Origin of the sequence: Paraburkholderia sp. USG1 (assembly GCF_031570135.1) — a bacterium.
Taxonomy (GTDB): domain Bacteria; phylum Pseudomonadota; class Gammaproteobacteria; order Burkholderiales; family Burkholderiaceae; genus Paraburkholderia; species Paraburkholderia dioscoreae.
In genome coordinates, this window is record NZ_JAMWXW010000002.1 from 369747 (window position 1) to 381835 (window position 12089).

Genomic DNA, 12089 nt, shown 5'->3' on the forward strand with positions numbered 1-12089 from the left:
CAACACAAAATGACGATTCCACGCGAAGCAGTAATCTGGGGATACCGATTCTTTCTTGGTCGCGACCCTGAATCAGAGTCAGTGATCGAATCGAAGATGCGAACGGCGAACCATCATCAGTTGGCGCGTGATTTGATCGGATCTTCAGAGTTCAAAGATAAAGACCGCATGCGGACGCTCTTCGGCGCGCCGCCAGTTCCCTCCTCCGCGCCGATCCGGCCGGCCGCGCCCGAGGCGAAGATTACGCTCAAGATCTCGGAACTTCCGCAGGCTTGCTTCATCAACGAGCAAGCAAAACAGACAAATGGGGAAGTAGTCGTGTTCGCGCGCGACCAGCGATTTTTGAACCGGCTCCGCGTCCTCTTTCATGGCGGCGCAGATCCGAAGTCGATCACCGGCATTCGAATCGAGTTCGAGTCGATCCCTGATGAGGTCGAGGTTCATGTTTCCAATTCGAACCAGCGAGTGCTTTTCGGCCAGAACTGCCGCGGGAAGTGGATCTTCAGGATGTGGGGCGAGTCAGTCGCGCGCATCGGCAAGAACACTACCAGCAATGGGACCGAAGTCTTCCTTTGCGAGGGCGGTACGCTCGAAGTAGGCGAAGACTGCATGTTTGCGACAACACACATTCACGTTGGCGACAGTCATTCGATCTTCGACGTAGCCACGGGAGAGACGCTTAACTATTCCCCCGCCCCTCGTATCGCTATTGGCAACCATGTTTGGCTTGCGTCGAGGACGACTGTCCTCGCCGACAGTACGATCGGCGCCGGCAGCATCGTCGGCGTCGGATCTGTTGCGAAGGGAGGCTTCGAGCCAGCAAGTCTCATCGTCGGCATGCCTGCGAAGACGAAGCGCACCGGCGTATCCTGGACGCGGAGCGCTGACGGTGCCGGCCTTGAGCACGTCACCAACATGCTCCGCGGCATTTTGTGACAGCCTCGCGCCTCATTGCGAAGCGGAACACCGAATCAGTTCGTCGAAAGGGTGCAGATCTCGAGCATACTTGTGGACGAGTGCCGCCACCATGACAACGATCTGCGAATTGAAACCCCTTAAAATATGCATCGACACGGGCGGTGCCGCCTTGATAATTGCTGAAACGGCGTCTCTCATGGGCATCTCTGAATGAGAAAGCCGCCCGGAGGCGGCTTGGGTGGCATCACGATGCTTTCGATTTCAATGCTTCGACTTCGGCAGAGAGTTGCTGCACTGCCTTGATCAGCGGCGCAATGAATTGATCGTACCGCAATCCTTGAAGGCTATCCGGATCTTCCGGATCCGCGATCGTCCAGCCAGCGAAGTCCACACCAGCCGCATCCACCACCTGCTTCACCTCCTGCGCGATCAATCCCCAGTGCGTGCGCGTCCCCGGCCGATCCTTCGTGATCATCTCTGCAGCGCGCGCCCCTTCTGCGTCAGTATCACACTCCACCCCATCATCATCCCGATACACCTGCCGCACGACATCCGTCCCGCCCACCTTGAACTTGTAGCTCACGGGACGAAGTGCATTGATGAAGTCCAGTCCCAGCGACGCATTTTCGATGTCGCTCTTCGTGTTGCGGTCCGAGGTATTGATCGTGCCCGTCGCTGCATAGATCACCGACCAGCGATTTGCTGACTGCCCAAACGTATAGGCGTTGTCAGTGAGTGGATACATGTACCCGGCGCTGTGGATGCCGAGCCGGTCGGTGAGTCCTGATCCGCTATTCGTCGAGAAGACCATCGTCGTGGGCATTGATCCGACAGCCGGCGCGCCTTGCACCTGCGCACGGATCTGACCACCGGAAACAAAGTTCGAGCCGTCATACCCATATCCGAACATCGACACCAACTGATCTCCGGAGGCGACAATGGCCGGAGCGGAAGCCGTTCCCCGCGCCTTCTTCGCCCGTATCGAAGGGCCGCTGTTGTCCGGCGAGTACGCCTCCCACGCGCGCTGTGCCGCGACGGCGCTTTCGGCCGCCTCTCTTTGGCCAATGGTATCAACCGCGTTGATGAATCGATTTCCGCGTGCCGCTAGCAAGTTGAGCGCGGCGCCATTGACGTTCCAGCACGTACCGCAGCTGTCGAAGGATGTATCCGTGATTAGCGTGCTTCCAGCGACGGTGGAGTTCAGTGTGACCGCGACGCGGGCGCCACCATTCGTATCACGCATTACGCAGCCGTCGAGTTGTAGATGCTTGTGCGCGTCGGAGACGATGTGCTGATAGTTGCCCCAGAATGCCGCTCCGGTGATATTCACCGCGCCGGTGGAGCTTCCAGACGGAACGTTGCAATAGAGGCCAGTGTCAACGCCGGACGCACCGCCGCCGATCATCCGGATAAGATCCGCGGACCCAGTGAATTTGAAGCCGATCTGGCCAGTGCCGGCGGACGGACCATCTACGAAGCAATTGATGATCGAGACGGTTTCCTTTGCCTCAATATCGAAATCGATCGCATACCCGTAGGCAAAGCAATTGACAATCATGCCCGTGTCGTAATGCCCCGTGATTTTGAAGCCACCGCCGGCTCGACAAAGAAGCGCCGTCGTTGTCCACGTTTGATGCGTCGTAAGGAATGGCCAGCAGTGCACATCCTCGATTCGCCCGATGTCAGACGACGAATCGACGTACACGCCGCTCGTACAGTCGATCTGAACACGATACAGCTTTGTGCGCTCATAGCCAGATGAAGAGAATGCTTGAGCAAAGCCGCCGATCCACACGTCTTTTAATTGCGCGTCCGCGCCAAGGGCTGTGAAAGGGGTGCCCGCGAACGCGTTGACTGCCGCTTGAGCCGCCGTCGCAGTTGCAAAGGGAAGCGCGTTCGCAAGGGCGCTGTTCAAGACGTAGCAGCCGCAAACTGTTGCGGCTTCGCCAAGGTTGATCGTCGCCGCTCCGTTCAGGAGGATTGTCCCAATGGTGTTGTAGTTCCACGATTCGTTCCGGCGCTCGCCGACGTTCTCCAGCGGGCCCTTGAGGCAGCAACCAGACGGAATCGTAAGATTGGAGCCGATGTAGAGCTTGTTCCGAAACGTCACCGTGCCGCCTGCGCGCGCACCGAGCGCGGCGGTCACAGCCGCCGTGTCGTCAGTCGCGCCGTCCTCGCGCGCACCGAACTGTGCAGCCGCGAGCGTCGACGTGTATGAAAGCTTCCATCGACCGCCGTCCGAAGCAACGATAACGGTGCCTCCGTTGTCCGCACTGACAGTGTCCGTCGAGTCATACGTGTACGCGCCGCCGCCACCATCGCCGGCACCGTAATAGCCGGTAACGAACGCATGCGTATAGGTCAGATGAGACAGCCCCTTCAGCGCCGAGATCGCATCGACCACGCGGCCGATTCTGCTGCTGAATTCGGACGGAGGAATGCCCTGATAGACCGCGACCTTGCCGGAAGCGAGATCCGCGCTGATCGTCGTTGATGTGTGGGCCTGCATCACCATGTATGCAATACCAGAATCGGTGTACACGTCCTTGAATGCGTACGCGGCTCCGGTCACCCACTGCCCTCGCGCGATGAACGTTTGAATGCTCGCGACCGCGGCGGCAACGCTCTTGATCGGGCCACCTTCGGTCATCACCGAGACGGTCGGATCGGCATGAATCACGCTGTGCATCAAGCCGGAGTCGGTATGCAGTTGCGCGACATCGGCCAACAGTTGGCTGCTTGAAGTGCTCATTGAGAGCTCCTAGAAATTAAAAAGCCACCCGGAGGTGGCTTAATGCGGATGTCGGTGAAGCTTATGGATACGTCGCGGTAATCGCGGTCGAGGCAGAAGTGTTTCCCCACTTGTCGGTGACGGACAGGTAGTAGCTCGTGTTGTCAGTCGTGACGATCGAGCCGCCTGCGGCACCCTGGTAGACGATCGACCCCGACGCCGAGCCCGACCTGATGTAGTACTTGTCGAGATCGAGTGCCGATACCGCGTTGATTGATAGCGTGCCGGAGTTGACGCCAGATCCCTTCGCATAGGTTCCGGTCGGAGCGGATGGCGCAGCCTTCGTGACCGTCAGCGACGCAGCGTTCGGGGATGAGCCCACGACGTTGGCTTCCGTCACATTGAACGTCACCGATGGCGATACGGCGCTGTACTGCGCCGCCATATTCAAGTCCCAATTGATCACAAAGTTCGTCGTGTCGTATTCAAGCCTCACCACGCCCCCGGTCAGCACCTGAACATGGCGGAAATCGCCATTCGCATTCGATACGTTGATGTTCATCGTGCCGCCGTTGAATGGTGGGTTCTGAAGCGTCAACGTCGGGGCAGCGGGCGGATACGTTACGGGCGAGACCGTTCCAGACCAGACAGCCCACGGCCCTGGTAGATTGCCGATCGCTCGCGCGCGCACCTGCCACGGCCCAGCGCCGAGGTTCGCCGCAATCGATGGAACCGTGCTTGCCCCGAGCGCCGTCCATGTGACGCCGCTATTTGTCGACCCCTGAAACTCATACGACACCGCGCCGCGCGCTGGCGTGCACGACACCATCGATTGGCCATTTTGCGGCGTGCCGATCACTGCCACTGATGCAACAACTGGCGCATCAGTGATGCCAGGCAGCAGCGATGCAGCCGGCGGCGGTGGGGCTGACCCGTTGGTTTCGGCCTGCTGCACGGATGACGCATAGTTGACCATCATCAACTCCACCTGCCCGTCGCCCTTCGGGTTGACGCTGATGACTTGGCAGTCGAGTCCGCGCCGCTCACCGGGCCCGAACTGGTAATGCGTCGGCTCTTCGCTGTTGCCGTCCGAGATGTAGAGCGACGGCGCACCAGCGACGATCGCAGTGAAATCGTCGGCGCCCTGAGTGACCACATATGGGCCGTCCGCCGAGCCGTCGCGCTTGCGAAATGCCATGTAATAGGTCTGCCCAGCGGTTGACCAGTCGAGCGGCTCCGATGTCGTCACGACGCCGCCCGCGTAGCTCATCACAACGCCTGACAAGCCCCAAGCCGGCACATCGTGCGAGACCGCCACCAGATCGCCATAGCGCGGTATATAGCCCTCCATCTCGGTCACAAGCGTGATACTGCGTCGCCGGTCGCGGTTTGCTGCGGCGAGCCGGATGCCGTGCCGCCATGCCTGATTGCGATCGGTGCAGCCGAACAGTTGCAGCCGCGACGGCTTCAGTTGCGTTCCACCCGCCAGCACACACGGAACCTCGGCAGGCTGGAACGTCACGTTGCGGTACCGAAGCATGCACAGTTCGCCCCGCTGCTCGAAGTCGGCCATCGTTTCCTGATGACCGCCGAGGGCGTATTCGTCGAGGTGCGCCGCCCGTGGCTCCATGTGATCCAGCAGCTGGCCAAGCACAACGACATGGGCCCGAAGCCTCCGTACGGCCTGGTCATGCCGAAGATCGAGCTCGCGTTCGGCCGACTCGGCGTCGCGCTGCCGTTCGTGCAGGCGTTCGCGGAAGAAGCGCAAAGCGCCCTGCCGAACGAGCACGCCGCGTGGATCGTATGGGACAACGACAGGAAGGAACTGGCGTACAAGGCCCTGCATGTCTCGTCCGCCACGCCCGGCGCGATCACGTTCGAACGGCCGGAACTGCAGCCGCACGAATCGCTCGCGATCGACTTGCACAGTCACGGCGCAACGCCGGCGTTCTTCAGTGCACAGGACGACGCCGACGACGCTGGTGAAGTGAAGATCTCTGCGGTGCTCGGCGGCCTCGGTGATGGTGGAACGCCGAGCGTAGCGTTCCGTCTCTGCGTGCTCGGGATGCTTATTCCGCTGAGGGTGCCGGCGTCGGCCGTGTTCAAGGTTCCGGAGCCGGCATGACCCACATCACGCCCGCACATTTTCTCGATCGGCGCGTGAATATCGCGCTGATCGGCTGCGGCGGCAACGGCTCGCAGATGCTGACAGGCCTCGCGCGACTCAACCACGCGCTGACCGCGCTCGGACATCCGGGCTTGCACGTCACCGCGTTCGACGGCGATACCGTCAGCGAGGCAAACATCGGTCGCCAGATGTTCAGCCCGGCCGACGTCGGCCTGCACAAGAGCGTCGTGCTGGTTCACCGGCTCAACGCGTTCTTTGGCCTGGACTGGCACGCCCGACCGATTCACGCGGGCCCGAGCGAGCTAGTCAACGTGGGGGCGGGAATTGCCGTCGTGTGCGTCGATAGCGCAGCTGCTCGAGCAAAGCTCGCACCGATCCTCGCGAAGACCGCCGCGTACGTGATGGATCTCGGCAACCGCGCCAGCGACGGACAAGTGATTTTCGGGCGCAGCTTTGCGCACGGCAAGAAACCTTGCGGGACTGCGCTGCGCTGGCCGTACGACGTGCTGCCCGAGCTGATCGACACAACCGTCCCCGAGGACGACACGCCGAGTTGCGGCCTCGCCGAAGCGCTCGAGCGGCAAGAGCTGTTCATCAATCAGGCGATTGTGACGCCGGCGCTCGGTATCTTGTGGGAGTTCTTCCGGCACGGCCGCCTCAGCTGGTGCGGCGCCTTCGTGAACCTCAAAACCGGGCACGTCCGGCCGTTGTCTGTGGATAACTCGGCGGTGGCGTCATGAGCTTCGATTACATCCGCAAGTATTACAACGTGCCCGCCGAGCGTGGCCGACAGGTGACCTGCTACGGCGAGCGTGGCGTCATTGTCGGTGCCGACGGCCACTATCTCTGCGTTGTGATCGACGGCGACAAGAGCGAGGAAGAGCGACGCTACCACCCAACTGACAAGGTCGAGTACGGCGAGATCGTCGACGTGCCCGTGCTGCGTGAGTGGCGTTGCCTACCACCGTGGAACGACAAATGGAACCACGAAGCGTGGTTCACCGTGACGGCCAGCGCGCGAAGCAAGGCTCGCTATAAAGCGTTCCTCGCACTTTCCGACGTCTGCGATATGCGTGGGAAAGACCTGATTCGAATCTGTGTGAAGGCAGTGCCGAAAATCCGGGAAAGAACGCCCCTTGAATCGGCCCCTGAAGACAACGACTTGCCGTTCTGATCGGGAATATCCGCAAAACGGATAAACGGCATTTATCCGAAATACAGATAGAGCGACGCCAATGAGAACACGGCCAGTATCACACGCAGTCCACCATGCGCATGCCCTGGATCTTTCCGATTTCCACGGCTTGCTCGTGCGTTCCTCGAAACATCAGAAGACCAGCGGACAGCGGAATGCTGCCAGCCCAGACCGGGTCGTCTTTCGCGATCGTCCACCGCGGGCCGAACACACCTCTTCCCGCCTCCAAAGGCGTGAAGTCGATGATGTAGCCCTTATAGCGGATGACGTAGTCGTTCACGGAACCTGCCTCCTGAAGTCCCCGTAACGCTATCACCTGCCGCGCCAGTGAAATTTTAAAGATTGTTAGTAATCGCACAATGAGAGATCGCGCCATGACCATGAATGCAGATCCAGTGCCGCATACGCTTGCGGACTTCAAGGCTTCATTTTTCGACGCTAGCCGCCGGCCACTGACCGAACAGGATATTTTCGACGCTGGCGTGCGCTCTGGTCTCGCGCGCGGTGCCGATGTGCTTGGTGAAGCTGTGCGCGACGTTATCACCGAGCGTCAGCGTCAAATGTCTGTCGAGGGCTGGACACCTGAGCACGATGACCAGCACGACATGGGAGAAATGGCGCATGCGGCAGCCTGGTACTCGATCGACCAGATGATGCGCAATGCGCTGGACGAGCGCGGGCTTAGTTTCTGGCCGTGGGCGCAGGAGTGGTGGAAGCCGACGACGCCACGCCGTGATCTGGTCAAAGCGGGCGCATTGATCCTCGCCGAGATCGAGAGAATCGACCGAGCAGAACCGGGCACATGCTTCTTTTGTTCGCAGTCGATGAGCGGCACCCACGAAATTGACTGCCCTCAGAATTCCGTTCCATCTACCGGTGACCAGTCATGACCGCCACCCATGAAGGATTGGGTATGACCACACTTAGTGATGAACAGATGTGTCACCTATATAACAGCCGGTATTGCTTGGAGCGAACTCGCGGCGTCGAAGGAGGTGAGGCTGAACGTCTCGCTATGGCCGAGCTTCGAGACGCCCTGCTATCTGCAAGCAAGCCTGCCGCGCCAGTGCAATCGGGGGAGCCTGTGGCATGGCTCGTCGAATGGCAAGGTAAAGGGCAGTTCAGCGATGAGACGTGGGTTCGCTCTCATGCCAATGAACTGACCGCACGCGATCAGGCACGAGCAAACGGCGGGACATGCACGCCGCTCTACGCCGCCCCGCAACCATCCCAGCCAGTGGAAGCGGGCGAGACGTTAGACACGGATTTTCTGTGCGTCGATTCTTTCGCTGAAGCGATGAAGCAGAAACTGCTTGAGGCACGACTGAAAGGCCGTAGCGGCTGGCAGGACTGCGACCCGGAAGACCTGTCCCGCATGCTGCGCGAGCACGTCGAGAAAGGCGACCCGCGCGACGTGGCGAACTTCTGCATGATGCTTTGGCATCTGTCGCAGCCGATCAGCGCCCCCTCTGCCGTGGTGCTGGACGATGGGCGTGCGGCGTCAGCAGGCAACCCGGCGCGTGGCGTTCATGCGCTGCGCTACATCATCGAATGTCTTCGTGAATCAGGCTGGTATCGCGACGAAGAAGGCGAAGATACGGACGCCTTGGACGACCTGTGCAAATTGTTGGAGCGCACAGACGATCCGGCCGTGGACGCAGAGGAGGCGGTGGCGCTGCGCTCTTTCGACAAGTCGAAGATCGCTGGTTATTCGCATGACCTTGGAAGCTATTGTGCGGGCTATATCGATGCCCGCGCCACATCCATCAAGCCGGTTGTGGCGGACGAAGAGCGGGCGGTAAGCGATTTGATTGACGCTTGGGATGCGTACGTTGCCGATCGCAGTAACGAGCAAGCTGCAACACTGTTCGTGCTCGCCATGAATGCGGTTCGTGAAGCCCGTGCCGCATCCTCACAATATCAACCGGTGGCGACGGACGAGCGGGCGGCGTTTGAGGCGGACTACGCGAAAATATGGAACGCGGCGATGAAGGAAAACGGCTGGAACGGGGACCACACTGCCGACGACGTTAAGGATTTGCGCGAGGGCGACACTTACGGAGAAGGGCGAGACTATCTGAATGCGTGATGGGAAGGCTGGCAAGCCCGCGCCGCATTCCCGCAACCATCTCAGACCGCCGTGGTGCTGGACGAGGAGCGGGCGGCGTTTGAAGCTGCGATGCGAAAGATTGGCTATTTGGATTTCGCGAGGAACGGCGATGCTTACACGAATCCTGCTCTAGATAATGGCTGGGAAGGCTGGAAAGCCCGCGCCGCCCGCGCCGCCCTGCGCACAGTAGCGCAACCAGTGGAGCAGACGCGGGCGCTGACTGAGGGGCAATCTAACGCGCTTTCGGTCGCCTTGTCGTGGGTACCGAAGCAGAGTTGTCCTGAGATTCATGCCGTCCTGCAACCGCTGACGGTCGCCGTCTCACCCGCCGCGCGTCCGGCAAGCGGAGAGACAGAATGCTGATCAAACGCATTGAAGGCGCAACGCGCAACCTCGGTGCACCACCGAACTGGGATGGCGACATCTCAAAGTGCAATGTCCTGCCGATTCGGGATGTCCTCACCGAACAGGGGCAGTTCATGGTCTCGTCGTGGGAACCAACGCCGGCAGAGCTTGCGGCGATTAACGCGGGTGAGCCGATCGAACTGTGGATCGCCGGTACCGGCCACCCAGTCGTGGCGCTGAGTGTCGGGCCGATCGGGAAAACCGATTAATGGCAGCAGCACAACGAATGATTGAAACCACGCGCAAACACTGGGGGATCTGATGAAGGTCGTCGAATTGCCAAAATTGATGACGCTTGAGGCATGGGCGGAGCGGCTGTTCGGTGAAGCCAAGCCGCATCGCAACACGCTTTTGAACTGGCGGCGCAACGGCCGCATCGTGCCACAGCCGATCAAATGCGGCGGCCGCTATTTTGTCGAACCGGACGCGGTGTATTGCGACGATGCGGGCGAGATGTCGCGGAGGCTGGGCAATGGCCGCTAGGCGCCGCGAAGCAAAGCGCCGAAACTGGCCTGATCACTTGAATAAGAATGGCGCCGGTTACTTTTACTGGCGCGACCCGGACACAAAAAAGGATCATGGGCTGGGGCGCGATCAGGCGCGTGCGTTCGCAGAAGCGCGCGCAGCAAATCTAGCGGTAGAAAAGCGCCGCGGCAATATCTCGCTTGCGCAAAAAATTCTGGAGCCGGCAGGAAAAACGCTCGATGCGTGGTCGGCTGAATATGAGCAAATCTACATCGACACGCGCAAGGGAACACCAGCAACCATTAAAACGGTCAAGTCCGGCATCCGCGCCGTGCGTACGGCGCCGTTCGTCGGAAAGCATCTGCGCGAGATCAATACAGCGGAAGTATCCGAGTTCATCAAGCATGCAACCGAGACACGCGGTGCGCAAATGGCAGGCCTCGTTCGGAAGACGCTCGCCGACATGATGCGCGAGGCAGAGACGCGTGGACTTATAGAGACCGGCAAGAACCCGGTGACTGTCACACGGGTTCCTGACTTCGAGGTCGAGCGCTCCCGCCTGACGTTGGATCAGTTCCTGAAAATATACGAGGCAGCACTGCAGGATGTTCCATGGGCGGCCCGCAGCATGGAACTCGCGCTCTTGACCGCGCAGCGCCGCGAGGATGTCGCATCCATGCTGTTCTCCGACGTAAAAGACGGATTCCTTTTTGTGACCCAGAAGAAAACCGGGGCCAAGCTTCGCATCCCGGTGACTGTGCGCGTCGACGTTCTCGGACTGTCACTTGAGGATGTGATAAAGCGCTGCCGCGATTCGGTCATTTCGAAGTCGATGCTGCATCACGTTAGGCGACATGGACAGCAAAAGCCCGGTGACACGTTGGAGGCCAATGCCCTAACTCGCGCCTTCGCGCGAGCCCGAACGAAGTCGGAAATCACATGGGAGGAAGGCAAGACGCCGCCCACTTTCCATGAGTTGCGCAGTCTCGCCGCGCGTCTCTATTCGGAGCAATACAGCCCAGATTTCGCACAGGCGATCCTCGGCCACAAGAGCGCCAGCATGACCGCAATGTACCGGGACGTACGCGGCTCAGAATGGGTCGAGGTCAAACTTGCAGGCTGAAAATTCCAGACGAATTCCAGACGAATTCCAGACGCTCTAGCTGGGGCGTGCGTTTCAGGCCCGGTCGATTACGTGGGAGGTAAGCAAGCGCGCGCAGCGGTGCGAACGCATTTTGCTGTATGCCGTTCGGCGTTTGCCGGATAGGCCATCCGGCCGAGTCATCAGCCGCGACGGCAGCCACTAACCTCATGTGGCAAATGGGGGCCGCGCGGCACTGGCGCGCGGCGTGTGACGCACTCAACAGACACGGACACGGGCCGCTTTTTCAATATGGTTTTTACACCTGCAAGACCGTATCCGAAAGGATACATTTCTCAGCAGATCGGTTCACCACCTGTGTACACGGTCAACCGCACCGAGGAGTTCGACACCTGGCTCGCGCGGCTCTCCGATCAAAGAGCAAGGGCGAAAATACTCGTGCGAATCCGGCGTGCGGAACGCGGGCATTTCGGCGACGTGAAGTTGCTGGAAGACGGTGTGTCAGAGATGCGAATCGACTGCGGCCCGGGTTATCGGGTCTACTTCGCGCGTGAAGAACGCGTAGTCTATCTGCTGCTCTGCGGTGGCGACAGGTCCACCCAGCCGGCCGATATCAAGCATGCCAAAACAATGTGGGCAGCAATCAGAGAGGAACTGTCATGAGCAAGATCAAAACCGCACCGTTCGACGCGTCACACTACCTCGATAGCGAGGAAATGATCGCCGAGTATCTCAACGCAGCACTGGAAGAAGGCGACGCCGACGTCCTGCTCGCCGCAATCGCCGACATCGCCAAAGCGCGCGGCATCGCCAAGATCGCGGCAGATGCCGGACTTGGGCGCGAAAGCCTCTATAAAACACTCGCGCCCGGTTCCAAACCACGCATGGATACGGTGTTCAAACTGTTGCGCGCGCTCGGTGTCAAACTCAACGCGGTGCCCGAAGGTGTGGCGGCGGCCTGAGTTGCGTTTGGCGTCGCGTTCGCCAGTCCGCCGACTTTGGCACCGTGTCAATGCGCCGGGATCTGCTTCGTTG

General features: G+C 60.1%; 15 protein-coding genes. 12 read left to right on the forward strand and 3 right to left on the reverse strand.

Going from position 1 to position 12089, the window contains the following annotated elements; translation table 11 throughout:
- The first annotated feature begins 81 nt into the window (after nt 1-81).
- Entirely contained in the window at nt 82-936 is an 855-nt protein-coding gene (locus NE850_RS04195) for a hypothetical protein (protein WP_310698458.1), read from the forward strand.
- A gap of 226 nt (nt 937-1162) precedes the next feature.
- On the opposite strand, the gene NE850_RS04200 is transcribed toward NE850_RS04195, so the two are convergent.
- Together NE850_RS04200 and NE850_RS04205 are read right to left on the reverse strand one after the other, a co-directional pair.
- A complete protein-coding gene (locus tag NE850_RS04200; protein WP_310698459.1) occupies nt 1163-3670 on the reverse strand; it encodes a tail fiber domain-containing protein in 2508 nt (835 codons plus the stop codon).
- Nucleotides 3671-3731: 61 nt separating this feature from the next.
- Entirely contained in the window at nt 3732-5222 is a 1491-nt protein-coding gene (locus NE850_RS04205) for a host specificity factor TipJ family phage tail protein (protein WP_310698460.1), read from the reverse strand.
- Here NE850_RS04205 and NE850_RS04210 point away from each other — a divergent pair.
- From NE850_RS04210 to NE850_RS04220, 3 genes are read left to right on the forward strand one after another with little or no spacing between them, the layout of a single operon-like run.
- The gene (locus NE850_RS04210; RefSeq protein WP_310698461.1) at nt 5121-5774 is read left to right on the forward strand and encodes a PRTRC system protein A; all 654 of its coding nucleotides are present in this window, start codon (nt 5121-5123) and stop codon (nt 5772-5774) included. The genes NE850_RS04205 and NE850_RS04210 overlap by 102 nt on opposite strands.
- Nucleotides 5771-6517 (forward strand): PRTRC system ThiF family protein, encoded by a 747-nt coding sequence (locus NE850_RS04215; RefSeq protein ID WP_310698462.1) that lies wholly within the window; start codon nt 5771-5773, stop codon nt 6515-6517. The genes NE850_RS04210 and NE850_RS04215 overlap by 4 nt, the downstream gene beginning before the upstream one ends.
- Nucleotides 6514-6951 (forward strand): hypothetical protein, encoded by a 438-nt coding sequence (locus NE850_RS04220; RefSeq protein ID WP_310698463.1) that lies wholly within the window; start codon nt 6514-6516, stop codon nt 6949-6951. Before NE850_RS04215 ends, NE850_RS04220 begins: the two co-directional genes overlap by 4 nt.
- Before the next feature lie 79 nt (nt 6952-7030).
- Here the strand turns inward: NE850_RS04220 and NE850_RS04225 are convergent, their stop codons facing one another.
- Nucleotides 7031-7252: a hypothetical protein gene (locus NE850_RS04225; RefSeq protein WP_310698464.1), complete on the reverse strand. Its 222-nt coding sequence runs from the start codon at nt 7250-7252 to the stop codon at nt 7031-7033.
- 94 nt (nt 7253-7346) lie between these two features.
- On the opposite strand from NE850_RS04225, the gene NE850_RS04230 reads away from it, so the two are divergent.
- The 8 genes from NE850_RS04230 to NE850_RS04265 all read left to right on the forward strand — a co-directional run bounded on the left by NE850_RS04230 (nt 7347) and on the right by NE850_RS04265 (nt 12016).
- Entirely contained in the window at nt 7347-7862 is a 516-nt protein-coding gene (locus tag NE850_RS04230) for a hypothetical protein (RefSeq protein ID WP_310698465.1), read from the forward strand.
- Entirely contained in the window at nt 7859-9061 is a 1203-nt protein-coding gene (locus NE850_RS04235) for a hypothetical protein (RefSeq protein WP_310698466.1), read from the forward strand. The genes NE850_RS04230 and NE850_RS04235 overlap by 4 nt, the downstream gene beginning before the upstream one ends.
- A 51-nt stretch (nt 9062-9112) precedes the next feature.
- Nucleotides 9113-9445 (forward strand): hypothetical protein, encoded by a 333-nt coding sequence (locus tag NE850_RS04240; RefSeq protein ID WP_310698467.1) that lies wholly within the window; start codon nt 9113-9115, stop codon nt 9443-9445.
- Complete coding sequence (locus tag NE850_RS04245; protein ID WP_310698468.1) at nt 9439-9696, forward strand: hypothetical protein; 258 nt, start codon at nt 9439-9441, stop codon at nt 9694-9696. The genes NE850_RS04240 and NE850_RS04245 overlap by 7 nt, the downstream gene beginning before the upstream one ends.
- Nucleotides 9697-9748: 52 nt before the next feature.
- Nucleotides 9749-9970 carry an excisionase gene (locus NE850_RS04250; RefSeq protein ID WP_310698469.1) on the forward strand — a complete coding sequence of 74 codons (222 nt, stop codon included), beginning with the start codon at nt 9749-9751 and terminating at the stop codon, nt 9968-9970.
- Entirely contained in the window at nt 9960-11075 is a 1116-nt protein-coding gene (locus tag NE850_RS04255; RefSeq protein WP_310698470.1) for a tyrosine-type recombinase/integrase, read from the forward strand. The genes NE850_RS04250 and NE850_RS04255 overlap by 11 nt, the downstream gene beginning before the upstream one ends.
- A gap of 270 nt (nt 11076-11345) precedes the next feature.
- A complete protein-coding gene (locus NE850_RS04260; RefSeq protein ID WP_007177878.1) occupies nt 11346-11717 on the forward strand; it encodes a type II toxin-antitoxin system RelE/ParE family toxin in 372 nt (123 codons plus the stop codon).
- Nucleotides 11714-12016, forward strand: a complete 303-nt coding sequence (locus NE850_RS04265; RefSeq protein WP_007177879.1) for an addiction module antidote protein — start codon at nt 11714-11716, stop codon at nt 12014-12016. Before NE850_RS04260 ends, NE850_RS04265 begins: the two co-directional genes overlap by 4 nt.
- Nucleotides 12017-12089 lie beyond the last annotated feature (73 nt).